This window comes from Streptomyces sp. NBC_00234 (assembly GCF_036195325.1).
In the GTDB taxonomy this organism is placed as follows: Bacteria; Actinomycetota; Actinomycetes; order Streptomycetales; family Streptomycetaceae; genus Streptomyces.
Window position 1 is genome coordinate 1,173,371 of the sequence record NZ_CP108101.1, and the last position, 22,894, is coordinate 1,196,264.

A 22,894-nucleotide genomic window follows, 5' to 3' on the forward strand; every position below is an offset into this window, starting at 1 on the left:
CCCGGTCGCATCGCGCGCAGATCATTATCTGGCCACCTCCGCCTCGCGCGCCGAGCAAGACACCATGTCCGAGCACGCCCGCGGGAACCACGAGTAGGCGGCACCGTTAGCCGGCCGCGCCCGCTGCTCGCCGAGGTCGACGTCCGCGCCGACGCTGAGACGGGTGCGGCACCAGACGCAGCGCCATCCGCGCTGCTGCTGCTCGGTCAGGTCACTGACCGGTGGTAAATCCCTCACTGTCATGGCGATCCCCGGCTCGTCGTTGATCAGGTACGTGACCAGCGTGACGGACGGAGAGGGGGCTAACGCTCACAAAACTGTGAGCGTTAGCAGCCCAGAGGGTGAGCGTGACTACAGGCCGATCCAGGCAGCCATGTGTCCGAGGCTGTCCGGCGCGCGGCGAGAGAGGTGGACCAGCCCCTTGACGGTCTCGCGGGCCCCTGGGTGGTAGCGGGTCTGCTCTGGGGCTGCGTGCCGGGCCTCGACAATGCTGGTCAGTGCCGCCTCGGTGCGGCCGGTCTCCATCTCGGAGCGGGCCTTGTCGATGAGGAAGTGCGCCCGCCGCGATGTGGCTAGGGCAGGTGAAAGATCGATGCGCTGGGCCTGGGTGAGCGCTTCGTCGTACTGGCGCATCTCCACGGCGGCGGACATCTGGTGCAGCGCCACGTTCGTCGGCCCGAAGGACAGCCAGTGGACGTCGGAGGCGTCGCCAGTCTTGGACCGGACTTCCGTGATGTCCCGGTTCGCCCAGCCCTGGCCACAGCAGACCCCCGGGTTGGATCACCGGTGCGCCTATACGGGTCACTTCCGGGCGTCCCCCGAGCGAAAGATGCTCGGTGGGGGTAGGTCGCTTCGCGCAAGGTGACCTTGGGATCCGTGAGGAGATCAGCTGTGTACGCAGTAATTCGACGTTACGAAGGAGTGACCGACTCTGCCGAGGCGGGACACCGAGTGGATGAGGGATTCGTGCCTCTCCTGCGCCGGGTCCCCGGCTTCGTGGCCTACTACTGGGTGGACGCCGGGGGCGGAGTGATGGTCTCTACCAGCGTCTTTGAAGACCAGTCCGGGGCCGAAGAGTCGATCGAGCGGGCGGCGGACTTCGTAAGGGACAACCTCGCGTCGCTGCTCCCCAACCGTCCTCAGGTCACGGCCGGCATGGTTGTGGCCGCTGGGTAGCGGCCTACTAAGGGGGCCGCTGGATCCCCGCCACCTCCACTCCGACGACCTGGCCCTTCATGAAACTCCGGCCGGAGCCAAAATCACGGCTCTGCCCGGAGTTCCGTGATGGTCAATCTGCGGGGTTGATGGGGCCGCGTGATCGACGGCGCCGGGGTCTCCCTGGCATCGGAGTCGGTATCTTCCAGCCGTACATCAGGGCCAGTGCGATGAATCTCGGGTCGCGTCGGCCATATCCCGTCGCCTCGCGAATCTCGGTGATCGCTTCGGTCCATCCTCGCTGTTCAACGAGGTTCCGGGCCCAGTCCTGAGCTGTCCGCGGGACGGGCATCCCAAGGCCGCGGATGATGTCGGAATCCCATCTCTGCCTGCGAGCGCGCCAGATTCGCACCCGTGCTGCTACCGGCCCCGAGACGGGCACAGCCGCGTCGCCGTCGAGGCGCGGGTGGGGCATGACTTGCTGGCGTCGAGGGGACGTACAGCAACGTCACCCCAGCGATGGAGCGTGCCGTCACGGAGTCGTTGCAGGTCCGATGGGTGCAGTTCGCGCGGACGTTGGAGCAGGGCTGGGAGCCCAGTTCTCCCAAACCTCTCCCAGTGGATCTTGCAGGGTGGATGACGAAGCAGGTCACGGCCGCAGCGAGGCCCAACTGACCGACTGGTTCATGAAGTTCATCACTACCAAGAGCTTCATGCCGTTCGTCATCTACCGCGTGCTGCTCGGCATCCTCCTGTTCGTGCTGGTGGGGGCCGGTGTGCTGAGCCCCCACGCGGGTGAGTCGGCAGGCTAGGGCCTGTCCTCCCGCCACTGGGCGTACGGGACGCGGGCGATCTCCCGTACGCCGCCGAGGGTGCCCCACTCGTTCCTGCCGAGCCGGGTGAGGGGGCGCAGCTTCGTGATCTCGGGGTGGCCGTCCGTCATGACCTCCTCGTCCACGACGGCGTGGACGACGCGGCCGAAGACGACGGTGGAGTCGCCGAGCAGGACGGTGCTGTGGAGTTCGCATTCGAGCGCCACGGGCGACCCGGCCACCCTCGGCGGCCCGACCCGGAGGCTGGGTTCCGGTTCGATGCCGACGGCCTCGAACTCGCTCACGCCGCGCGGGAAGTCCGTCGCCGTCGCGTTGATCTGCTCGAAGAGGTGCTCGGGCGCGAAGTTCACGACGAAGGACCCGGTCGCCTCGATATTGCGCAGCGAGTCCTTCCGCCCGACCGAGGTGAACTGGACGATCGGCGGCGTCACGCAGGCGATCGTGAAGAAGGAGTGCGGGGCGAGGTTCGGCGTTTCCCCGTCGGGGCCGAGGGTGGACACCCAGGCGATGGGCCGTGGGACGACCACGGAGGTCAGGAGCCGGTAGAAGGCGCCGCTGCCGGTCTGCCCGGGATCGAAGTCGATGCGCATGCACCCAGTATCCGGACGGACCGCGGCCTCGGCGCACCGGGCCGGAGGCCGTACGGTTCGCAGTGGGACAAGGGCTGGGGAGAGGCGCGATGACGACGGACGACCTGCGGACCGTGACGAACTGGGCGGGGAACATCGGCTTCACGGCCGGCGAGGTGACGCGGCCCGCCTCCCTGGACGAGCTGCGGCGCGTCGTGGCGGACGGGCGGCACGTGCGGGTGCTGGGCAGCGGGCACTCGTTCAACACGATCGCCGACAGCGACGACGTGCTCGTCTCACTGGCCGGGCTGCCGCCGGCCGTCGACGTCGACACCGCCGCCCGCACCGTGCGGGTGGCGGGCGGGGTGCGCTACGCCGAGCTGGCCCGGCGGGTGCACGAGCGGGGTCTGGCGCTGCACAACATGGCCTCGTTGCCGCACATCTCCGTCGCCGGTTCGGTCTCCACAGGTACGCATGGTTCGGGCGACGCGAACGGGGCGCTGGCGACGGCAGTCCGGGAGGTGGAACTGGTCACCTCCGACGGCGAGCTGCTGACACTAGGCCGCGACAAGGACGGCGCCCGCTTCGGCGGGGCGGTCGTCGCGCTGGGCGCGCTCGGTGCGGTGACCTCGCTGACCCTGGACCTGGTGCCCGGTTTCGACGTGCGGCAGTACGTCCACACGGGCCTGGAACTGTCCGACGCCCTGGCGCACTTCGACGCGATCACGTCGGCCGGGTACAGCGTGAGCCTGTTCACCCGGTGGCGGGAGTCGTCCTTCGGCCAGGTGTGGCTCAAGTGCCGCGCCGACGAGCCGCGGCCCGCGTTCCCGTGGGCGGCGCCCGCCGTGGAACAGCTCCACCCGGTGCCCGGTATGCCGACGGCCAACTGCACGCCGCAGCTGGGCGTGCCCGGTCCCGCGCACGAGCGGCTGCCCCACTTCCGTGCGGAGTTCACGCCCAGCAGCGGCGCGGAGCTCCAGTCCGAGTACCTCGTGGCCCGCGCGGACGCCGTGGCGGCGCTGACCGTGCTGGACGGAATGCGGGAGAGCATCGCGCCCGTGCTCCAGGTCTGCGAGGTGCGGACGATGTCCGGGGACGAGCAGTGGCTGAGTCCCGCCCACGGGCGGGACACGGTCGGCCTGCATTTCACCTGGGTGCCCGAGACCGCGGACGTCCTGCCCGTGCTCGCCCTGCTGGAGGAACGCCTCGCTCCGTTCGCCCCGCGCCCGCACTGGGGGAAGGTCTTCACCGTGCCTCCCGAGCGACTCCGGGAGCGCTATCCGCGGATGGCCGACTTCGAGGCGCTGGTACGGGAGCTGGATCCGGCGGCCACGTTCACGAACGGCTTCCTGCGGGACGTGCTGTACGGCGGGTGACGGCCCGGGGTCGTCCGGGCCGTCACGGTCCGGTCATGGCACGCGTCAGCGGCCGAGCCGGATGACGTTCCAGGACAGCGGTTCGAGGACGGCGTGGAGCCGGCCGTCGGTGAGTGTGGTGCCGTCGACGGTGTGCGGGACCACGCGCTCCTGGTCGTCGAGGGTGTTGCGGGCCTCCGGGTCCGCGTCGCAGAGCGCGGTGTGCTCGACGACCTCGGTGACGCCGAGGTCGTACAGGGCGACGTCGAGCGGCAGCGGTTCGCTCCGGCCGCGGTTGACCGCGAACACGGTGACGGTGCCGTCCTCGCCGTGCACGGCCGTGGCGTGCAGCAGGTCCACCTCGCCGAACTTCCGTGTCTCGTACGTCGGTGAGTCCACGCGTACGTCGAGGACGCGTCCGCGTCCGTACCGCGAGGTCTGCGCGAAGGGGAAGAACGTGGTCTGCTTCCACGCCGGGCCGCCGGGCTCCGCCAGGATCGGCGCGATGACGTTGACGAGCTGGGCGAGGCAGGCGACGGACACCCGGTCCGCGTGGCGCAGCAGGGCGATGAGCAGGGAGCCGACGACGACGGCGTCCGTGACGGAGTAGTTGTCCTCCAGGAGCCGGGGCGCCTCGGGCCAGTCGGCGGCGTCCTCCCCGGCGTCGGGACGGGGCCTGGACATGTACCAGACGTTCCACTCGTCGAAGGAGAGGTTGATCTTCTTCGTGGACTTCAGCCGGGCGCCCACGTGGTCGCAGGTGGCGACGACGTTCTCGATGAACGATTCCATGTCGACGGCGGATGCCAGGAAGGAGTCGCGGTCGCCGTCGATCTCCTCGTAATAGGCGTGCAGCGACACGTAGTCGACGAGGTCGTACGTCTCGGCGAGGACCGTGGCCTCCCACGCGGCGAAGGTCTCCATCGACTGGTGGGAGGAGCCGCAGGCGACGAGTTCGACGGTGGGGTCGATCTGCCGCATCGCCCGGGCGGTCTCGGCGGCCAGACGACCGTACTCCTGGGCGGTCTTGTGACCGGTCTGCCAGGGGCCGTCCACCTCGTTGCCCAGACACCACAGCCGGATTCCGTACGGGTCCTTGTCACCGTGGGCGGCGCGCAGGTCGGAAAGGGCCGTTCCCCCGGGGTGGTTGGCGTACTCCTGGAGCTCCAGCGCCTCGGCGACTCCGCGTGTGCCGAGGTTGACGGCCATCATCGGCTGGGCCTGCGGGCCTGCCTTCCCGAGGAAGTCCATGAACTCGGCGAGCCCGAAGCGGTTGGTCTCCGTGGAGCGCCAGGCCAGGTCGAGCCGGCGCGGTCGCTCCTCCACCGGGCCGACGGAGTCCTCCCACTTGTAGCCGGAGACGAAGTTGCCGCCGGGATAGCGCACCGCCGTCACCCCGAGCTCGCGGATCAGGGCGAGGACGTCCGTACGGAGGCCCGCCTCGTCGGCCGAGGGGTGTCCGGGCTCGTGGATCCCGGTGTAGACACAGCGGCCCAGGTGCTCGACGAAGGAGCCGAAGAGCCGGGGGTCCACGTCGCCGACGGCGAAGTCGGGGTGCAGGGTGAAGCGGGCGGAACGGGTCATGGGTCCCTCGATCGGTAGCTGCGGTTGTTCGATATACCGAATGCTGCTCGTTACCTCGAACGGGACCGTAGAATCGAACATCATCCGCGTCAATGACCCCTGCGGACTTCCCCCGGACGGCCATCGGAGCCGTGGGCGGCGACTCCCTTTCGGATCATCCTCCAAGTGGTTCCGCATATGCTCCAGATATCCGCGACCTACCTTGCAGATGCAAGACGCACCCGAATATCTTGTCGCACATGCAGTCCTACACAATCGGCCAGGCGGCCCGCCTGCTCGGCGTCAGTCCCGACACCGCCCGGCGCTGGGCCGACGCGGGACGGGTGGCCACCCACCGGGACGAGGCCGGGCGCCGTCTCGTCGACGGACGGGACCTCGCGGCCCTCGCCGTCGAGGTCGGCCGTCCCGGGAGCGAGGAGGACGACCCCTCCTTCACCTCCGCACGCAACGCCTTCCCGGGGATCGTCACCGCGGTCAAACTCGGCGATGTCGCGGCCCAGGTCGAGATCCAGGCCGGGCCGCACCGGATCGTCTCGCTCCTGACGCGCGAGGCGGTCGAGGAACTCGGCCTGGCCGTCGGCATGCGGGCCACCGCCCGCGTGAAGTCGACCAACGTGCACATCGACCGCACCTGACCCGGCCGGCCGCGACCGGCCGCCCGACACGTTCCCAAGGAGGCTCCCGCCCATGCCCCCCACGTTCTCCGGACGTCGTATCGCCGCCGGCGTGCTGACCGCCGCCGTGCTCGTACCGCTCGCGGCCTGCGGAAGCGACGGCGGCAGCGAGGACGGCGCTTCCGGCGCGCCGGACACCCGGCTCACGGTCCTCGCCGCGGCCTCCCTCACCGACGTGTTCGCCACGGCGGGCGCGGCGTACGAGAAGGAGCACCCCGGCACGAACGTGACGTTCTCCTTCGCCGGCTCCCAGGAGCTCGCCGCCCAGGTCGAGCAGGGCGCCCCGGCGGACGCGCTGGTCACCGCCGACACGAAGACCATGGCCGGGCTGGAATCCGAGACGGGCACGCCCACCGTGATCGCGAAGAACCGCCTGGTCATCGCCACCGGTGAGGGCAACCCGGAAGGGATCAAGGGCCTGGCGGACCTGACCGACAGCCGGCTGAAGGTGGTTCTCGCCGCACCGGAGGTCCCCGTGGGCCGGTACAGCAAGCAGATCCTGGACGCCCAGAAGCTCACCGTGAAGCCGGTCTCGCAGGAGACGGACGTCCGCGCGGTCCTCAGCAAGGTCGCGCTCGGCGAGGCGGACGCGGGCCTCGTCTACCGGACGGACGCCGCGTCGGACGTGGACCGGGTCGACGCGGTGGACATCCCCGACGGACAGAACGCCGTCGCCTCCTACCCGGCCGCCACCCTGCGGCAGTCGGAGAACGCGGAGGCCGCCACGGCGTTCGTGAGGTGGCTCGGCGGCCCCGAAGCGCAGAAGATCCTTCAGGACGCGGGGTTCCAGAAGCCGTAACCGCGCGGCTCCCGACCGGGGGGGCCGCGTCCGTCCCCGGTCGTTCCCCCGGTCCACGTCCCCGTTCAGGAAGCGCCGATGAGCCGCCTTCGCCGCCGTACCGCCGGCCCCCGTACTCCCATGGCGCTGGCCGTGCCCGCGCTGCTCGCGATCGCGTTCCTCCTCATGCCGCTGGTCGGCATCCTGGCGCGTACGTCCTGGAGCGACCTGAGCACCCATCTGACGAGCCCAGGCGTCACCGAGGCGCTGAAACTCTCGCTGCTCGTCTCGTTCTGGGCGCTGGGGCTCTCCCTCGTCCTCGGTGTGCCACTGGCCTGGCTCCTGGCCCGCGTCGACTTTCCCGGCAAGGCACTGGTCCGTTCGCTCGTGCTGCTGCCGATGGTGCTGCCGCCCACGGTCGGAGGCGTGGCGCTGCTGCTCGCCTTCGGGCGGCGCGGGCTGCTCGGGCCCTGGCTGGAGGACACCTTCGGCATCACGCTGCCGTTCCACACCTCGGGCGCGGTGCTCGCCGCCACGTTCGTCGCGATGCCGTTCCTCGTCATCAGCCTCGAAGGCGCCCTCGCCGGGCTGCGTCCCAGTTACGAGGAGACCGCGGGCTCCCTGGGGGCGTCGCCCCTGCGGGTCTTCGGGACCGTCACCCTGCCGATGGTCGCTCCCGGCCTCGCCGCGGGAGCCGCGCTGACCTGGGCGCGGGCCCTCGGGGAGTTCGGTGCGACCATCACCTTCGCGGGAAACCTCCCGGGTACCACCCAGACCCTGCCGCTTCAGGTCTATCTGCTGCTCCAGGACTCCCCCGAAGCCGCGACGTCCGTCTCCCTGCTCCTGCTGGCGATCGCCATGGCCGTCCTCGTCGCGCTGCGGGGCCGCTGGACGGGCGGAGTGGGAGGCCGCGTCCGTGAGTCCCGTGTCCCGGCCGACGACCCCGCACGGACCCCGGCGGTGCCGCCGGCCGCCGTACCCGACGAACAGGCGGTTCCCGGGCAGCGGTGGCCGCTTCACGCGGTGGTCACCGGGTTCGACCGGCTGACGCTGGACGCCGAACCCGGCACCACCATCGCCGTCGTCGGTCCGAACGGGGCCGGCAAGACCACCCTCCTGCGCGCCCTTCTCGGCCTCACCCCCAGGGCCCATGCCGAACTCCGCCTCGGCGGAACCGACGTCACCGACCTGCCACCGCACCGCCGGGGCGTCGCCTGGGTCCCCCAGGACGGCGCGCTCTTTCCCCACCTCAGCGCCCTGACCAACACGGCGTACGGGCTCCGCGCACACGGCGTCCCCCGGGCCGCGGCACGGCGCGAGGCGCAGCGGTGGCTCGACCGGCTGGGCGTGGGCCACCTCGCCCACCGCAGGCCGGCCCAGCTCTCCGGCGGTCAGGCGGGCCGCGTCGCCCTGGCACGCGGTCTCGCCGCCCGGCCCCGTCTGCTGCTGCTGGACGAACCTCTCGCGGCCCTCGACCAGACCACCCGCGCCCAGGTGCGCCACACCCTGCGCGCCCACCTCGACGGCTTCGCCGGGGTCTGCCTGATCGTCACGCACGATCCGGTCGAGGCGGTAGCGCTGGCCGACCGGGTCCTGGTGCTGGAGGACGGCCGGACGGTCCAGGACGCCCCGCCGGCCGAGGTCACCCGCCACCCGCGCTCGCCCTGGGTCGCCCGCATGCTCGGCAGCAACGCCTGGACGGGAACCGCCACCTCCGACGGGCTCGCACTGAGCACCGGAGCCCACCTCGTGGCCGCGGAACCCGTCGCGCCCGGCACCGACGCCCTCGCCGTGATCGCCCCCGAAGCGGTGGCCCTCCACCGGAACCGCCCGGAGGGCAGCCCCCGCAACGTCTACGCCGGCACCGTCCGCGAGATCACCGCGCTCGGCAGCCGCCTGCGGATCCTCGTCGACTGCGAGGGGGCGCCCGGACTCGTCGCGGAGATCACCCCGGCGTCCGCCGCCGAACTGGGCCTCCACGAGGGAAGCGCCGTGTTCGCCGGCATCAAGGCCACCGAGGTACGGCTCGTCCGCCACTGACACCGCCGGGGCCTGTGCCGCTCACGCCGCCTCCCCCGCTTTCCCCTCCGTCGCGAACTCCGGGAACCAGGTGCCGGATTCCTCCGACTACTGGGACGAAGCACAGTGACACGAGCGGTATCAGGGGCCCATGCGGCCCAGGAGGAGGCCGACAGGCATGCACTGGTACGAGGACGACTCCCTGTGGTCCGACTTCGCGCCCACGATGTTCTCCGCAGGCCGCACGGCGGCGACGGCCGCTCTGGTGGAGTCGTCGCCCCTGCTGGACTTCCCACCGGGCAGCCGGGTGCTCGATCTGTGCTGCGGTCCGGGGCTGTTCCTGGTGCCGCTGGCCCGTCGCGGGTACGCCGTCACCGGCGTCGACCTCTCGCCGTCGATGCTGGAGCGCGCGGGGAACGCCTGCGAGCAGGCGGGAGCCGAAGTGCGCCTGGAGCGGGCGGACATGCTGACGTACACGGCGCCGGGCGCGTTCGACGTGGTGCTCAACGTCTTCACGTCCTTCGGGTACTTCGAGGATCCCGAGGACAATCTGCGGGTCCTGCGCAACGCGTGGGAGAGCCTCGCCCCCGGCGGCCAGCTCCTGGCGGACGTCATGGGCAAGGAGGTGCTGGCGGGCTGGATCGGACGCCCGCAGGCCGTGGACCTGCCCGACGGTTCGTACGTCGTCCAGCGGGACACCGTGCTCGACAGCTGGCGGCGGTTGCGGACCGACTGGACGCTGGTGAAAGGCACTTCGGCGCGTACGGCCTCGCTGACGTCCTGGCTCTACAGCGCCGCCGAACTGCACGCGCTCTTCGAGAGCGCCGGATTCACCGATGTCGAGTGCTTCGGCGGCTTCGACGGATCGGGTTACGACCACCGGTCCGAGCGGCTGATCGTCCGCGGGCGGCGCAAGTGAACCCCCGTGCGGAGGCGAGCACTTCCGCGGCGGACGCGCTTACCGGGCCGGGGACCGTCCACGAGCACATCACCGACGCCATCAAGGCCCCCGACCTGGTCAGGCTGGACGGCGACGTCGTGCTGGCCCGCTTCGAGACGATGAAGGTCTACGCGGCGCTCGGCGCCGTCCGTTCGCTGCTGCGGCGGGGACGGATCGTCCCCGGCCAGACCCTGATCGACAGTTCGAGCGGCATCTACGCACTCGCCCTCGCGATGGCCTGCCACCGCTACGGGCTGCGCTGCCACATCGTCGCGTCCACGACGGTCGACTCGGTGATGCGCGCCCAACTGGAGATCCTGGGCGCCACGGTCGACCAGATGCCTCCTTCGCAGAGCCTTCTCCTCGACCAGGAGCGCCGGGTGCGCCACGTGCGCCGGCTCCTCGCCGACCGGCCCGACTTCCACTGGATGCGGCAGTACCACGACGCCGTCCACTACGAGGGGTACCGGGAGTGCGCCGACCTCGTCTCCGGGGCGCTGCCCGAAGGGCCGGTGACCGTCGTGGGTGCCGTGGGCACGGGGGCCTCCACGGGAGGTCTCGCCCAGGCCCTGCGGGCGTCCGGGCGGTCGGTGCGCCTGGTGGGTGTCCAGCCGTTCGGCAGCGTCACCTTCGGCAGCGAGCAGTTCAGCGACCCGGACGCGATCATCGCCGGGATCGGCAGCTCCATCCCCTTCCGGAACGTGCGCCACGAGTTGTACGACACGGTGCACTGGCTGGACTTCCGGCATGCGATGGCCGGCGCGGTCGGACTGCTGCGGCAGCACGCGGTGTTCGCGGGACTGTCCACCGGGGCGGCGCATCTCGTCGCCTCGTGGGAGGCCGCCCGGGACCCCGGGCGCATCCATCTCGTCCTCGGCGCCGACACCGGCCACCGCTACGCGGAGCGGGTCTTCGCCCGGCACGCCGAGGCCCAGGACATGGCGGCCCTCCGGCCCCTGACCATCGGGGCACTCACCGAACTGCGCCCGCCCTGGTCGGTGATGGAGTGGGCCCACCGCGCCGCTCCGGCCGGCGCCCGCTGTGCCGGGGAGAGCCTCCCCGGTCCCGTACCGTCCGTGGAGCTGACGCCATGACCATCGCCGCACTCGAATCTCTCTCCTTCGGCCTGGGCCGCATGGCCTCGGCCGCCGCGGAGGCCGGACACCGGCTGTGTCTGCTCACCCGCGACAGGTCGGTGTACCGGCACGAGCTGGACACCCTCCCTCAGGAAGCGCTGACCGTCGTCGACGTCGACACGAACGACCCGGCCGCGGTCCGGAGCGCGCTGTCCGCCGTGCCCGGTCTGGCCGGGCTGATCAACACCACCGACACCTGGAGCGTGCCGGCGGCCGACCTCGCGGCGGAATTCGGCCTGCCGGGGCCGGACCCGGCAGCGGTGCGGCTGCTGCGCGACAAGTCCCGGGTGCGCGGTCTGCTGCACAGCCGGGGTCTGAGCCGCAGCGCCGCCGTGCACATCGTGCCGGGCGCCGCCGCGGCCGGGGACGTCCTGCGCGAGGTGGGTCTGCCCGCGGTGCTGAAGGACTCGGCGGGCACCTCCTCACGCAACGTATGGATCGTCCACGACCGGGAGGCGCTGCGCGGCGCCCTCGACGAGGCGGGGCAACGGCCGCTCATGGGCGGGCTGTTCGCGGAGGGCTTCCTGGCCGGCCCGCTGTACAGCGCGGAGACGATCAGCTGGGACGGCGCCACACGGCTGCTCGGTGTCCTGAGCCGCCAGACCTCGCGGCAGCCGGCGGTACGGGAGGAGGCCGCCGCCTTCCCGGTCGCGCTGCCGGACCCCGAGCGGCGCGGTATCGAGGAGTGGGTCGGCCGGATCCTGCTCGCGGCGGGACACCGGAGCGGCTTCGCCCACGTGGAGTTCGTCCTGACGGCCGAGGGCCCCGAGCTCGTCGAGATCAACCGCCGGATCGGCGGGGCGCTCGTGGGAGAGGTCCTGTGCCGCTCCCTCGGGACGAACGTGTACGCGGCCATGATGGAGGAGGCGCTCGGCCGGCGTCCCCGGCTGATGGACGCCCCGCTCGGCTCGGGCGGACCGGCGTTCGGCTTCGTCCTGGTCCACGCGGACCATCCGGGTGTCCTGAAGGGCTGGCTCGGCCTGGACGAACTGGCGTCCTTCCCCGGCTCGGTGCGCTGGTATCCCACGAAGGAACCGGGCGACGCCCTGCCGGACGTCGGCGACCAGCGGGGCTGCACGGGCATCGTGCTGGCGGAGGCCGAGACGGCGGAGCTGGCGCAGCACCGGGCGTGGAGCGCGGCCACCTGGGTGCGGCCGGTCGTCACCGGTGGGCCGTGAGGCCACGGCCGCCGGGAAGCGGGTCACGGGCCCGCAGGCATTCCTGCTGGCCGGCTCGTTCCTGATCACCCTCGGCAGCTTCGCGGTCCTGCCGTACATGTCGGTGCTGCTGCACCAGCGGCTCGGGCTGGGGCTCGGCACGGTCGGATTCGTGCTCGCCGTCGCCTCGTTGGTGCAGTTCTCCGGAGGTGTGGCGGCGGGGGCCGTGGCGGGCCGGATCGGTCTGCGGGCGACGATGCTGGTGGCGCTCGCACTGCGCACGGCGGGGTTCGCGACGTTCGTACCGGGGCTGCGGAGCCCTGTCCTCGCGGTCGGTGCGCTGGCGCTGGTGTCGTGCGGGGCCGCGCTCTATCTGCCGGCCAACAAGGCGTACTTGGTGGAGGGCGCCACGGAGGCGGAACGGCCCCGCGTGCTGTCGGCCGGAAACTCGGCGTTCAACGCGGGCATGGCCCTCGGGCCGCCGGCGGCGGCGCCGTTCGTCCTGGGTTCACCGGCCGTGCTGTTCTCCTGCGTCGCCGCGCTGTTCGCCCTCGTCGGCGCGGGCCATGCCCTGCTGCCGCCGGCCGGTTCCGGACCGGGAACGGCTTCCGCTCCCACCGGGAACGGGGCATCCCCGGGCGGAGGGACGGGCCCCTCTCCCTTCGCGGCGACCGTCCTCGCCGTGTACGTCTTCATGTTCTTCCAGCACTACCTGGCCCTGTACGCGGTGCCTCGCACCTCGGCCGCCTTCTACGGGGCGGTGCTGATGGGGTACGCGGGCCTCCTGGTGATCGCCCAGCCCCTGCTGTCGGGGCGGATCGCCGCGCTGAGCCACCGGACGGCGATGCGGGTGGGGTTCGGATCCATGGCCGCCGGGACGGCGGTCATCGGCGTCGGGGGGTACGTGGGCATCGGTGCCGGTGCGGTGCTGATGTGCCTGGGCGAGATAGTGCTCTTCCTGAAGAACGACCTGGAGGCGCTGGCCCGTTCGTCCGCACCCCCCGCCACGATCTTCGGAAGGCAGCGGCTGGCGGCGGGAATCGGCGCGTTCGGGAGCGGGATCGTCGGGGGCCAGTTGTACGCGGCGGCGGATGCGGCGGGCTCCGCACGGGGGTTCTGGGCGGCGGTCTGCCTCCAGGCACTGATCCTGCCCGTGTGTCTCCACCGGCGTCGGAAGGGTCCTGGTCCAGGACCCTTCCGACGCCCGGGAATCAAGCCCGCCGGGTCACGGCACTAGGTCGTGTCCGGACGGGCCGAGGGGCGCCGCCGGTTCCGTGCTCCACGCCGCGGCGAGATCGCGCCGGGCGCGCGCTACACGGGAGCGCACCGTGCCGATCGGGCAGCCCGCGGTGTCCGCGGTCTCCTCGTAGGACATCCCCAGGAGCTGGGTGAGGACGAATGCCTGGCGCCGCGCGGGGTCGATGCTCCGCAACGCGTCGAAGAGCGCCACCGTCTCGTCGAATCCCGGCACATGGCGTGGCTGGGCACGTTCGGCCGCGGCCTGCCAGTCCGCCGTGTCGGCGATCCGCGGCCGGACCGAGGCCGTGCGGTAGCAGTCGATGACGACGCGCCGGGCGATGGCCAGCAGCCAGGTGCGGGCACAGGAACGTCCCGCGAAGCCGGCCAGGCCCGTCATGGCCCGCAGATAGGTCTCCTGGGCCAGGTCCTCGGCGCCCGGCCCGTCGGCACCGAGGTACGCGACGAAGCGGCGTACGTCGTCATAGGTCGCCCGGACGAAGCGCTCGGCCGCCTCACGGTCACCGCAGCCGGCGGCCAGCGCCCAGCCGGTGATCTCTAAGTCGCTCCGCCGCGCGGAAGACGGCCCGGCGGAGGCCGGCCGGGCAGGGGAGAGCGTCGGGGCAGGGGTCATCACAGCACGTCCTTCGTGTCTTTCGCGGAGCCGCGGTGTCCACACACGGGCTCCTCGTGACCGGCTCCCCCGCCCGTCGCCGTGCGTCAGGGGGTGGAACCGGCATGCCTGTCACGGGCACGTGCGCGCGAACGGCGCGTACGTCCCGGAGACCGCCCGGAAGTCAGCGGGCGGGTGAAGGTCGGACAGGGAGGACGTACGGAGGCGGGCCGCGCAGGGACAGGCCGTGCAGCAGCAGAAGGTCCTGGAGGCGGCGTCCCGGCCTGCGCCGCGTGCGCCAGCGCGTGACCGGTCCCGCCGGCGAGCCGACGCTCCACAGCCGCAACGCCGTCCACAGCGGCGCGCAGACGAACAGCGCGAGGGAGCGGCCGAGCCGGACGAGGGCCCGCTCGCCGCGCCACAGCCACCAGCCGCAGACCAGCCCGGCGACCAGGTGGGCCGCCGCCATGCCTGTGGTGAACACCGAACCGTCGAAGGCCGCCACGACGGCCATCGGATCCGACGGGCTCTCGGCCGTCACCCCGTGGTCCGAGTGGCCCACGGGGCCCGAGTGGTGTCCGGCCATCGTGTGGCCGGTAGCGGACCGCGCTCCGGGCAGGCACGACGGGAGGGAGCTGAAGAGGGCGTGCAGGACCACCTGGCCCAGGGCACTGGCCGCGACGACGACGGAAGCGTGCCGCTCCCTGCCCGCCAGCCACCAGCCGGCGCCGGTCGCCGGCAACAGGGCTGCCACCAGGACGGGCAGCGGCAAGGTCCCGCCGGACATGGAGGCATGGCCGAGCCCGGACACGGCGACGCACACGACCGAGAACATCACGGCGCGTACGAAGCGGAGTGCGCGTCCGGCTTCCATGACCGCCATCGTGCCAGCGTCCCCCGTCCTCGCGAGAAGACCATCAGATCCTGAAACAGCATCAGTTGACCCGCTATGCGAGGACACGATCAACCTGTGATCCATGTCACACAGAACCCGGGGGAACTTTCCCCCGCCGTCCTCCGACTGCTCCAACGACGCACCCGTGCACGCCTGGTGGCCCGGGGACGCGCCCTCACCGCCGACGCGACCGAAGAGGCAGCACGATGAAGCCGTCCCCAGCGCCACCCGCACCCGAACCCGTCGAGGCCGACGCCCCCGCCGCCGACACCGGCGACCGGCAGACACGCCCCACCCTGCGCTCCGATCTCCGCGCCTCCCTCCCCGACGGTCTCGTCGCCCTGGCGGTGACCGGAGCCGTCTTCGCGCTGCTCTACGTCCGGATCAAGGCCAAGACCTCATCGACGGTGTCCGTCATGCCGTTCATGGCCGACGCGGGCGGCTTCTGGATGTACTTCCTGAGCCAGGCGTTCGGATGGTCCGCACTGCTGTGGGCATGGGGCACGGTCGTCCTCGGCCTCATGCTCTCCGGCCCCCGTCCGCGCCGGCTCCCGCTCTCGGGCCCGCGTCTCGAACGCCTCCACCGCACCACGAGCCTCAACACGATGGCCCTCATAGCGGCTCACGCCCTGCTCTTCGCCGCCGAACTCGTACGCCACGACACCGCTCGCTGGCACTCGGCAGTCGCCACCGCGTTCGTGGAGGCGTTCGTCCCGGGCGGGTACGACTCGGGCACCGGCAGGATCGCCATCCCCGTCGGACAGGCCGCGCTGTACCTCGCCGTCCCCCTGGGCCTGCTCTTCTACGTCAGGCACCGCATCGGTCCGAAGACCTGGCGGATCCTGCACCGCTGCGTGATCGTCGTGTACGTCCTCAGCGTCTGGCACACCCTGCTCTACGGGACGAACGTCTGGTACGACGGCTGGTTCCGGAACACCGTCTGGCTCCTCCAGCTCCCGATCGCGGCCCTGCTGCTCCTGCGTCTGCTGAAGCCGGCCCGCCGCTCGGAGCGCCTGCCCCGGCCCGGCACCGGGTCGGCGGCGGGCTGGACCCTGCGCCTGACCGGCCGGCTGGCGGTCGCCGGTGTCGTCGTGGCCGTGCTCGCGGTCGTGCTCAGCGGACATGACGGCGGACGGGCCGTTCCCCCCGAGAACACGTCCTCCACCCACAACCACGACTGAGCCCCGGACGGGTGTGCGTCCCGGGCGACGGGCGCCGGACGGCCGTAGCGTTCGGACCGTGCGCCACGTCCCCGGCAGGGGGCGAAGGTCCCGCGGCCGGGGGCGAAAGTCCCTCCCGTCCGCGCTGCGCAGGGACCAGGCTGGGAGGTGCACCACCGGACCCTGGAGGGAATCATGACCGCCACCGACCTTCCCGTGATCGCCGCAGTCGACGGTTCCGCGCACAGCCGGCAGGCCCTCGACTGGGCCGCCCAGGAGGCCCTGCGGCGGCAGCTGCCCCTGATGATCGTGCACGTCCGGCCGCCGACCCGGCGGATGAGCCAGGAGACCCAGCTCCGCGACGCGGAGGAACTGCTGACGGAATCCGTACGGCGGACCGCCCGGCTCGCTCCGGAACTGCACCCGTCGACCCTCGCGCCGCTGGACTTCCCGGCGGCGGCCCTGATCTCGCTCGCCCAGGACGCGTCGATGGTCGTGCTGGGCTCGCGCGGCCTGGGCGGCTTCCGCTCCCTCATGATCGGCTCCAACAGCCTGGCCGTCGCCTCGATGGCACCGTGCCCGGTCGTCGTCGTGCACGGCGAGAACAACGAGGACGACGAGACCTCGGTGGCGGAGACGCTCCCGGACATCGTCGCGGGAGTGGCCGCCGACGAGAGCAGCGAGGCGGTGCTGGAGTTCGCGTTCTCGACGGCCGCGGCCAGGCCCGGTGCCCGGCTGCGCCTCGTCCACGGGTGGACGATGTTCTCCTCGATGCTCTCCGGCGGTCCCGTCTTCGACCGGGACGCGGCGGCGGACGTGGCCGAGCGGAGTCTCGCGGAGGTGACCGCGGGCTGGCAGGAGAAGTACCCGCAGGTGGAGGTCGTACGCGAACCCGTCAGCGGCTCCGCCTCGCGCACCCTGGTCACCGCCTCGGGCACCGCGTCGCTGACCGTCGTCGGCCGGCGCAAGGGCGGCGAGTCCCTCGGGCTCGGTCTCTCCCCGGTCGCCCAGACGACGGTGACGCACGCGCTCGGTCCGGTGGCCGTCGTCCCCTGCTGACGTGACGGGCGGTCACGGCCCCTGCAGGCCCCTTGGCCTGACGGGTCCGTTGACCGAGACTTGGCCGATGACACAGCGCGTGGCTCTGGCGACGGTGATGGACCAGCTCTCCATCGATGCGGTGATCACCGGCTATGCGGTGGCGGTGGACGACGGCGCGTGGGCGGACTACCGCGCCCTGTTCGTGCCGGACGGCCGCGCCGACTACCGGGGTGCGGGCGGCATGGAGGGCCCGGCCGCCGACGTCGCGCAGTGGCTCGCGGAGACCATGCGGCTGTTCCCGGTCCGTCAGCACCTGATCGTCAACCGGCGGATCGACCTCCAGGACCTGGGCGGCTACCCGGGCGACCGCGCCCGGGTGCGGGCCGACTACCTCAACCCGATGCGGCTGGACGCGGGCGGACAGGACACGGCCGCGGGCGGGGAGACGGCACCGAACTTCGTCTCGGGTGGCCGCTACACCTTCGAGCTCCTGCGTACGGAGCCGGGCTGGGGCATCCGCAGCGTCGTCGTCCATGAGAAGTGGCGGCGCGTACAGGGCTGATCGGGCCGCTCGGACCACCACGGCGGCGCGCCCGCAGCACACGCCCGCTGTCCGCCCGGGATGCTCTCCTCCACACTGGGACCAGAGCCTGACCACGCGGCGACGGACATCGCCCACCAGGCAGGTCGAGGAGGGCGCGGGATGGGCATGCGGATCGGGCGAGCCCCGGCGGGCCGGATTCCGGCCGACGGAAGCCCCGTCGGGCGGACCCCGGACAGCCGGCGGGAGCAGGTCGCGGCCCTGCTGCGGTCGCCCTGGTGGCGCGGCGCGGCGGCCCTGCTCGCCGGCGCCCTGCCCGCCCTCGCGTTTCCGGCACCGTCGCTGTGGTGGTTCGCGTACGTCGCGCTGGTGCCCTGGCTCCTGCTGATCCGTGCGGCACCCACGGCCCGTCGCGCCGCCCTGGACGGCTGGCTCGGCGGGATCGGCTTCGTCATCGCCGTACATCACTGGCTGGTGCCGAGCCTGCATGTGTTCATCGTCGTACTGGCCGCGCTGCTCGGCCTGTTGTGGGCACCCTGGGGTCTGCTCGTGGCCCGGCTGCTCGGCGGACCGCCCTCGGGCCGGCGCTGCGCGCTGGCCGTCGCCGCGGTGCCGGCCGGGTGGCTGATGATCGAGCTGGTGCGGTCCTGGGAGGGGCTCGGCGGCCCCTGGGGGCTGCTCGGAGCCAGTCAGTGGGAGTTCGCGCCCGCGCTGCGCGTGGCGTCGGTGGGCGGCGTATGGCTCGTGAGCCTGCTCGTCCTCGCCGTGAACACCGCGGTCGCCCTGCTGCTCGTCACGCCCCGGGCCCGTACGGCGGCAGCCGCCTCGCTCGTGGCCTGCGCGCTGGCCGTGGGGGCGGTCTGGGCCTGGGCACCTCAACCGGAACGGACCGGGCAGGTCCGGATCGCCGTCGTGCAGCCGGGCGTGGTGGACGGCACGGGCAGCGTGGAGCGCCGCCTCGCACGCAGCGCGGAGCTGACGCGCGGGCTCGCGGGACAGGACGTCGACCTGGTGGTGTGGGGCGAGAGCAGTGTCGGCGTGGACCTGACCCACAGCCCCGCCTCCGCGGCCAGGATCGCGGAGCTGTCGCGCGAGGTCGGGGCCGAGGTGCTGGTCAACGCGGACGCCCGGCAGACGGACGGCTCGGAGCGGACCGGGATCTTCAAGTCGGCGGTCCTGGTGGGTCCGGACGGGCCGACCGGGGCCCGCTACGACAAGATGCGCCTGGTCCCGTTCGGCGAGTACGTCCCGCTGCGTTCGCTGCTGGGCTGGGCCACCTCGGTCGGCAAGGCCGCGGGCGAGGACCGGCTGCGCGGGACCCGTCCGGTGGTGATGGACGTGCCCGGTGCCGAGGGGCTGCGGATCGGGCCCCTGGTGTGCTTCGAGTCCGCGTTCCCCGACATGAGCAGGCGGCTGACGCGGGACGGTGCCCAGGTGCTGATCGCCCAGTCGTCGACCTCGACGTTCCAGCACAGCTGGGCACCCGCACAGCATGCCTCGCTCGGCGCCCTGCGCGCGGCCGAGAGCGGCCGTCCGATGGTGCACGCCACGCTCACCGGGGTGAGTGCGGTGTACGGCCCGCAGGGCGAGAGGGTCGGCTCACCGCTCGGTACGGACGCGAGTACGGCCGCCGTCTTCGACGTCCCTCTCGCAACGGGCACCACGCTCTATGTGCGGTTCGGCGACTGGGCGGTGTACGCGGCACTGGCACTGCTGGCCGCGCTGCTCGCCGCCGAGGGTACGCGGCTCCTCAGACGGCCTGCTCCAGAGCGTCCCGCACCACCCGCTCGCACAGTTCATGGGTCGCCAGAGCGTCCCGGGCACTGAGCAGCTTTCCGGCCCGCACCGCGTCGAGGAACGACAGCACGCTCTGCTCGATGCCCCGCTGACGGGCGACCGGCACCCAGTCGCCGCGCCGCCGCACGCTGGGCTGGCCCTTGTGGTCGATGATCTCGGCGAGGTTGAGCACCTGGCGCTTGGAGTCCTGTCCCGAGACCTCCAGGATCTCCTCGGTCGATCCGTTGAGCCGGTTCATCATGCCGATCGCGGTGAACCCCTCGCCGGACAGCTGGAGCACGACGTGGTGCATCAGCCCGTCGACGATCCTCGCCCGCACGGAGGTGCTCTCGATCTGTCCCGGGACCAGGAAGCGCAGGGTGTCGACGACATGGATGAAGTCGTCGAGCACCAGGGTCCGCGGGTCCTCGGGCAGTCCCACCCGGTTCTTCTGCATGAGGATCAGTTCGCGCGGGTGCTCGGCGCACTGCGCGTAGCCGGGCGCGAGCCTGCGGTTGAAACCGACGGCGAGGCTGACACCGCGTTCCTCGGCCAGCGTCACCAGCCGTTCGGAGTCGGCGAATTCGTAGGCGAGGGGCTTGTCGACGTACGTGGGGACGCCCGCTTCGACGAGACGGCGGGTGATCTCCGGGTGCACCGCTGTCGGGGCGTGCACGAAGGCCGCGTCGAGCCCCTGGGCGAGCAGCGATTCGAGGTCCGTGTGGCACTGCGCCGCCGGAATCCGGTGGGTCTCGGCGACGGCGGCCAGGGTCGCCGGGGTGCGGGTCTGCAGATGCAGTTCGACCCCGGGCAAGGTGCTCAGCACCGGCAGATACGCCTTCTGCGCGATGTCGCCCAGCCCGATACAGCCGACCTTCACAGGGGTCTCCCTCATCACTGTCCTACGCGCGTCCTCGGCTCCGCAGCATACGTGCGCTGCGGCGGCTCCCAGTCGGCGATGCCGTCGAGGGCGCGCAGGACGAGTCCGGGGCCGAGGCGGTTGACGGTGGCCATGAGGCTGTCGCGGAGGGCGACGGCGGGGGTGCTGGACCACGACATCAGCCGGGCGACCTGTGCCGACCTGCGGACCAACGCGGTGGTCCGGGGCAGCCGGGCCGCGCTGTACGCCGCGAGCCCCTCCCCCAGGTCGCCGCCGGGGGCGACGTGGTGCGCCAGCACGACGGCGTCCTCGATGGCCTGGTTCCCGCCCTGGGCGAGGGTGGGCGCCATGGCGTGCGCGGCGTCGCCGATCAGCACGGCGCGCCCCCGGTGGAAGGACGGCAGGGGGTCGATCATGTGGTGCACGTCGTGGCGGAGGAGCCGGCCGGGCTCGGTGGCGGCGATGAGCTCGGGGATCGGGTCGTGCCAGTCACCGAACCGGCGCAGCAGTTCCGCCTTCTCGTCGTCGGCCGCCCTGCCTCCGGCGGGCGTGACGGCGCCGGCGTAGGCGTAGATGCGGCCGTCCTTGAGCGGATGAGTGCCCCAGAGAGCGCCCCTGCCCCAGCTCTCGTGCGGGGCGAAGGGCCGCCCGAGGCCGGGGACCACGGCGCGCCAGGTGGTGAATCCGGCGTACGAGGGGCCGGGATGGCGGGGGAAGAGCATCGTGCGGACCGCCGAGTGGATGCCGTCGGCTCCGACGACGAGGTCGGCCTCGATGTCGCCGGAGGAGGTCCGGACGACGGCCCGGCTGCCTCCCACGCGTCCCGGGCTCACGAGTTCCGCGGCGGTGCCGGTACGGAGGGCCGATGCGGGCAGGCCGGTGGCGAGGATGCCGACCAGGGTGGCGCGGTGGAGCAGGACCAGCGCGCCGCCGAAACGCTCGGCGGCGGCTGCGCTGTTCGTCCGGGAGAGCCAGCGGCCGCTCGGGGACCGCATGCCGCCGTCGCCCTGCCAGGCGGCGAGGGACCTGATCGCGTCGCCCAGCCCGATGACGTCCAGCGCGCGCTGGGAGTTGGGTGCGAGGCTGATCGCCGCTCCGACGGGTTCCAGCGACGGGGCGCGCTCCAGCACGGTCACCTGCCAGCCGCTCCTGTGCAGGGCCGCTCCGGCGGTGAGACCGCCGATTCCGCTGCCGATGACTACCGCGTGGTTCCTGGTCATGACGCCCCCTCGTAACTACACCTGTAGTGACGACCTCCACCGTACTACAGGTGTAGTTAGGCGGGTAGGTTGGCCCCATGGCCACACGCACCGACGGAACGCCCGGCCGTTCCCGCGCCGATCTGATCGCCGACACCGCGCTGACCCTCCTCGCCGAGCGCGGGATGCGGGGGCTCACCCATCGCGCGGTGGACGAGCACGCCGGACTCCCCCAGGGCTCGACGTCGAACCACGCCCGCACCCGGCAGGCCCTGCTGGAGGCGGCCGTGCGCCGTCTCGCCGAGCAGGAGGCCCGGCTGCTGACCCCCGGAGAGCTCCCGCGGCCCGGCTCGGCCCCCGGCGGCTCCGAGGACGTGGCGGCCGGGCTCGCCCGCGCGCTGCACCGGTATCTGACGGGCCATCCCGAGTACCTGATCTGCCGTTACGAACTGGCCCTGGAGTCCACCCGGCGCCCGGAGCTCCGGGCGTTCTTCGACGCGGCGGGCCGGCAGTTCCGCGAACCGCTGGTGGCACTGATGACCGCGGCGGGGTCGGCCGAACCGGAGCGCCACGCGCTGACCCTCGTGGCCTGGGCCGAAGGAATGATGTTCTCGTGCGCCGTGGGCTCGTACACCACATCCGTACCGACGGAGGCCGAACTGCGTACGGGCATCGCCGAACTCCTTCACGGAATGCTGGCACCACGGGGCTGTTAGTCCCTGGCCCGGGTCATGATCCGTACGCGAGGATGACCGGCATGACGACACCTGAACGATCCGAACCCGCCATCGCCGCCGCGGAACGCCCGATGCTCGAAGGCTGGCTGGACTTCCACCGCGAGACGCTGGCCTCGAAGTGCGCCGGACTCACCGACGAACAGCTGCGGGAGGCGTCGGTGCCGCCCTCGGAGTTCACGCTCCTCGGGCTGATGCGGCATATGGCGGAGGTCGAGCGCGGCTGGTTCCGTGAGGTGCTGGTCGGCGAGGACGTGCCGGCGATCTACGGAACGGACGAGGACCCCGACGGCGAGTTCCATCTCACCGATGCGGACACCTGGGACGAGGCGCACACGACCTGGCGCGCCGAGATCGAGCAGGCCAGGACGAACGCGGCCACGTACGAGCTCGACGACCTGTCGGTCGGCCTGAGCAGCAGCGGCAAGCCGTTCAACCTCCGCTGGATCTACACGCACATGATCGAGGAGTACGCGCGCCACAACGGCCACGCGGACCTCGTACGGGAGCGGGTCGACGGCGCGACCGGCGTCTGACCCTTCCGACGGGTCCGCGCCCGGGCGCCCTGCGCCCGGCGCACGACCGGCGCCCTGCGCCCGCTTCGCGCGGTGGCGTCCGC

The 22,894-nt window shown here is 72.2% G+C and carries 21 protein-coding genes and 2 pseudogenes; 16 read left to right on the forward strand and 7 right to left on the reverse strand.

All coding sequences use genetic code 11. The features are described from left to right. Positions 1 to 351 precede the first annotated feature (351 nt). Positions 352 to 720: pseudogene (locus OG230_RS04915) on the reverse strand (transcriptional regulator); the annotation flags it as partial. Positions 721 to 921: 201 nt separating this feature from the next. Here OG230_RS04915 and OG230_RS04920 point away from each other — a divergent pair. Together OG230_RS04920 and OG230_RS04925 are read left to right on the forward strand one after the other, a co-directional pair. Further along, entirely contained in the window at positions 922 to 1,176 is a 255-nt protein-coding gene (locus tag OG230_RS04920) for a hypothetical protein (protein WP_328908896.1), read from the forward strand. 659 nt (positions 1,177 to 1,835) lie between these two features. After that, positions 1,836 to 1,967: pseudogene (locus OG230_RS04925) on the forward strand (undecaprenyl-diphosphatase); the annotation flags it as partial. Here the strand turns inward: OG230_RS04925 and OG230_RS04930 are convergent. Further along, positions 1,964 to 2,578: a flavin reductase family protein gene (locus OG230_RS04930; RefSeq protein ID WP_328908897.1), complete on the reverse strand. Its 615-nt coding sequence runs from the start codon at positions 2,576 to 2,578 to the stop codon at positions 1,964 to 1,966. The pseudogene OG230_RS04925 and the gene OG230_RS04930 overlap by 4 nt on opposite strands. Before the next feature lie 89 nt (positions 2,579 to 2,667). Between OG230_RS04930 and OG230_RS04935 the strand changes: the two genes are divergently transcribed. Further along, the gene (locus tag OG230_RS04935; RefSeq protein WP_328908898.1) at positions 2,668 to 3,933 is read left to right on the forward strand and encodes an FAD-binding protein; all 1,266 of its coding nucleotides are present in this window, start codon (positions 2,668 to 2,670) and stop codon (positions 3,931 to 3,933) included. Positions 3,934 to 3,978: 45 nt separating this feature from the next. Here OG230_RS04935 and arfA read toward each other — a convergent pair whose 3' ends face one another. Continuing rightward, the gene (gene arfA / locus OG230_RS04940) at positions 3,979 to 5,496 is read right to left on the reverse strand and encodes an arabinosylfuranosidase ArfA (RefSeq protein ID WP_328908899.1); all 1,518 of its coding nucleotides are present in this window, start codon (positions 5,494 to 5,496) and stop codon (positions 3,979 to 3,981) included. Between the two features lie 239 nt (positions 5,497 to 5,735). On the opposite strand from arfA, the gene OG230_RS04945 reads away from it, so the two are divergent. From OG230_RS04945 to OG230_RS04975, 7 genes are all read left to right on the forward strand, one after another. Further along, on the forward strand, positions 5,736 to 6,131 hold the full coding sequence (locus OG230_RS04945) for a TOBE domain-containing protein (RefSeq protein ID WP_328908900.1): 396 nt from the start codon (positions 5,736 to 5,738) through the stop codon (positions 6,129 to 6,131). Between the two features lie 52 nt (positions 6,132 to 6,183). After that, complete coding sequence (gene modA, locus OG230_RS04950) at positions 6,184 to 6,969, forward strand: molybdate ABC transporter substrate-binding protein (protein WP_328908901.1); 786 nt, start codon at positions 6,184 to 6,186, stop codon at positions 6,967 to 6,969. Between the two features lie 78 nt (positions 6,970 to 7,047). Beyond that, a complete protein-coding gene (locus OG230_RS04955; RefSeq protein ID WP_328908902.1) occupies positions 7,048 to 8,988 on the forward strand; it encodes an ABC transporter permease in 1,941 nt (646 codons plus the stop codon). A 157-nt stretch (positions 8,989 to 9,145) separates the two neighbouring features. Beyond that, the gene (locus OG230_RS04960) at positions 9,146 to 9,886 is read left to right on the forward strand and encodes a class I SAM-dependent methyltransferase (RefSeq protein ID WP_328908903.1); all 741 of its coding nucleotides are present in this window, start codon (positions 9,146 to 9,148) and stop codon (positions 9,884 to 9,886) included. Then, entirely contained in the window at positions 9,883 to 11,001 is a 1,119-nt protein-coding gene (locus OG230_RS04965; RefSeq protein ID WP_328908904.1) for a pyridoxal-phosphate dependent enzyme, read from the forward strand. Before OG230_RS04960 ends, OG230_RS04965 begins: the two co-directional genes overlap by 4 nt. Beyond that, on the forward strand, positions 10,998 to 12,221 hold the full coding sequence (locus tag OG230_RS04970; protein ID WP_328908905.1) for an ATP-grasp domain-containing protein: 1,224 nt from the start codon (positions 10,998 to 11,000) through the stop codon (positions 12,219 to 12,221). The genes OG230_RS04965 and OG230_RS04970 overlap by 4 nt, the downstream gene beginning before the upstream one ends. Then, the gene (locus tag OG230_RS04975; RefSeq protein ID WP_328908906.1) at positions 12,211 to 13,437 is read left to right on the forward strand and encodes an MFS transporter; all 1,227 of its coding nucleotides are present in this window, start codon (positions 12,211 to 12,213) and stop codon (positions 13,435 to 13,437) included. The genes OG230_RS04970 and OG230_RS04975 overlap by 11 nt, the downstream gene beginning before the upstream one ends. Here the strand turns inward: OG230_RS04975 and OG230_RS04980 are convergent. Further along, positions 13,426 to 14,070 carry a sigma-70 family RNA polymerase sigma factor gene (locus tag OG230_RS04980; RefSeq protein WP_328908907.1) on the reverse strand — a complete coding sequence of 215 codons (645 nt, stop codon included), beginning with the start codon at positions 14,068 to 14,070 and terminating at the stop codon, positions 13,426 to 13,428. The genes OG230_RS04975 and OG230_RS04980 overlap by 12 nt on opposite strands. A 163-nt stretch (positions 14,071 to 14,233) precedes the next feature. Then, entirely contained in the window at positions 14,234 to 14,923 is a 690-nt protein-coding gene (locus OG230_RS04985; protein ID WP_328908908.1) for a hypothetical protein, read from the reverse strand. Between the two features lie 227 nt (positions 14,924 to 15,150). Between OG230_RS04985 and OG230_RS04990 the strand changes: the two genes are divergently transcribed. The 4 genes from OG230_RS04990 (at position 15,151) to lnt (ending at position 19,513) form a co-directional block, all read left to right on the forward strand. Then, positions 15,151 to 16,125, forward strand: coding sequence for a ferric reductase-like transmembrane domain-containing protein (locus tag OG230_RS04990; RefSeq protein WP_328908909.1), 975 nt, complete (start codon positions 15,151 to 15,153; stop codon positions 16,123 to 16,125). A gap of 174 nt (positions 16,126 to 16,299) precedes the next feature. Continuing rightward, entirely contained in the window at positions 16,300 to 17,163 is an 864-nt protein-coding gene (locus OG230_RS04995) for a universal stress protein (protein ID WP_328908910.1), read from the forward strand. 67 nt (positions 17,164 to 17,230) lie between these two features. Then, on the forward strand, positions 17,231 to 17,707 hold the full coding sequence (locus tag OG230_RS05000) for a nuclear transport factor 2 family protein (protein WP_328908911.1): 477 nt from the start codon (positions 17,231 to 17,233) through the stop codon (positions 17,705 to 17,707). 141 nt (positions 17,708 to 17,848) lie between these two features. Further along, positions 17,849 to 19,513: an apolipoprotein N-acyltransferase gene (gene lnt, locus OG230_RS05005; RefSeq protein ID WP_328908912.1), complete on the forward strand. Its 1,665-nt coding sequence runs from the start codon at positions 17,849 to 17,851 to the stop codon at positions 19,511 to 19,513. On the opposite strand, the gene OG230_RS05010 is transcribed toward lnt, so the two are convergent. Further along, entirely contained in the window at positions 19,437 to 20,342 is a 906-nt protein-coding gene (locus OG230_RS05010; RefSeq protein ID WP_328911309.1) for a Gfo/Idh/MocA family protein, read from the reverse strand. The genes lnt and OG230_RS05010 overlap by 77 nt on opposite strands. Positions 20,343 to 20,356: 14 nt before the next feature. Further along, the gene (locus OG230_RS05015; RefSeq protein ID WP_328908913.1) at positions 20,357 to 21,562 is read right to left on the reverse strand and encodes an FAD-dependent monooxygenase; all 1,206 of its coding nucleotides are present in this window, start codon (positions 21,560 to 21,562) and stop codon (positions 20,357 to 20,359) included. Positions 21,563 to 21,639: 77 nt separating this feature from the next. Here OG230_RS05015 and OG230_RS05020 point away from each other — a divergent pair, with 77 nt between their 5' ends. Together OG230_RS05020 and OG230_RS05025 are read left to right on the forward strand one after the other, a co-directional pair. Next, positions 21,640 to 22,257 carry a TetR/AcrR family transcriptional regulator gene (locus tag OG230_RS05020; RefSeq protein WP_328908914.1) on the forward strand — a complete coding sequence of 206 codons (618 nt, stop codon included), beginning with the start codon at positions 21,640 to 21,642 and terminating at the stop codon, positions 22,255 to 22,257. Between the two features lie 41 nt (positions 22,258 to 22,298). Next, positions 22,299 to 22,811 (forward strand): DinB family protein, encoded by a 513-nt coding sequence (locus tag OG230_RS05025; RefSeq protein ID WP_328908915.1) that lies wholly within the window; start codon positions 22,299 to 22,301, stop codon positions 22,809 to 22,811. Positions 22,812 to 22,894: the final 83 nt, after the last annotated feature.

What these genes read in the sequence shown, in the direction of transcription:
- OG230_RS04930 (WP_328908897.1), bottom strand. Translation starts at nt 2,578, where the DNA reads ATGCGCATCGACTTCGATCCCGGGCAGACCGGCAGCGGCGCCTTCTAC.
- OG230_RS04935 (WP_328908898.1), top strand. Translation starts at nt 2,668, where the DNA reads ATGACGACGGACGACCTGCGGACCGTGACGAACTGGGCGGGGAACATC.
- arfA (WP_328908899.1), bottom strand. Translation starts at nt 5,496, where the DNA reads ATGACCCGTTCCGCCCGCTTCACCCTGCACCCCGACTTCGCCGTCGGC.
- OG230_RS04945 (WP_328908900.1), top strand. Translation starts at nt 5,736, where the DNA reads ATGCAGTCCTACACAATCGGCCAGGCGGCCCGCCTGCTCGGCGTCAGT.
- modA (WP_328908901.1), top strand. Translation starts at nt 6,184, where the DNA reads ATGCCCCCCACGTTCTCCGGACGTCGTATCGCCGCCGGCGTGCTGACC.
- OG230_RS04955 (WP_328908902.1), top strand. Translation starts at nt 7,048, where the DNA reads ATGAGCCGCCTTCGCCGCCGTACCGCCGGCCCCCGTACTCCCATGGCG.
- OG230_RS04960 (WP_328908903.1), top strand. Translation starts at nt 9,146, where the DNA reads ATGCACTGGTACGAGGACGACTCCCTGTGGTCCGACTTCGCGCCCACG.
- OG230_RS04970 (WP_328908905.1), top strand. Translation starts at nt 10,998, where the DNA reads ATGACCATCGCCGCACTCGAATCTCTCTCCTTCGGCCTGGGCCGCATG.
- OG230_RS04980 (WP_328908907.1), bottom strand. Translation starts at nt 14,070, where the DNA reads ATGACCCCTGCCCCGACGCTCTCCCCTGCCCGGCCGGCCTCCGCCGGG.
- OG230_RS04985 (WP_328908908.1), bottom strand. Translation starts at nt 14,923, where the DNA reads ATGGAAGCCGGACGCGCACTCCGCTTCGTACGCGCCGTGATGTTCTCG.
- OG230_RS04990 (WP_328908909.1), top strand. Translation starts at nt 15,151, where the DNA reads ATGAAGCCGTCCCCAGCGCCACCCGCACCCGAACCCGTCGAGGCCGAC.
- OG230_RS04995 (WP_328908910.1), top strand. Translation starts at nt 16,300, where the DNA reads ATGACCGCCACCGACCTTCCCGTGATCGCCGCAGTCGACGGTTCCGCG.
- OG230_RS05000 (WP_328908911.1), top strand. Translation starts at nt 17,231, where the DNA reads ATGACACAGCGCGTGGCTCTGGCGACGGTGATGGACCAGCTCTCCATC.
- lnt (WP_328908912.1), top strand. Translation starts at nt 17,849, where the DNA reads ATGGGCATGCGGATCGGGCGAGCCCCGGCGGGCCGGATTCCGGCCGAC.
- OG230_RS05015 (WP_328908913.1), bottom strand. Translation starts at nt 21,562, where the DNA reads ATGACCAGGAACCACGCGGTAGTCATCGGCAGCGGAATCGGCGGTCTC.
- OG230_RS05020 (WP_328908914.1), top strand. Translation starts at nt 21,640, where the DNA reads ATGGCCACACGCACCGACGGAACGCCCGGCCGTTCCCGCGCCGATCTG.
- OG230_RS05025 (WP_328908915.1), top strand. Translation starts at nt 22,299, where the DNA reads ATGACGACACCTGAACGATCCGAACCCGCCATCGCCGCCGCGGAACGC.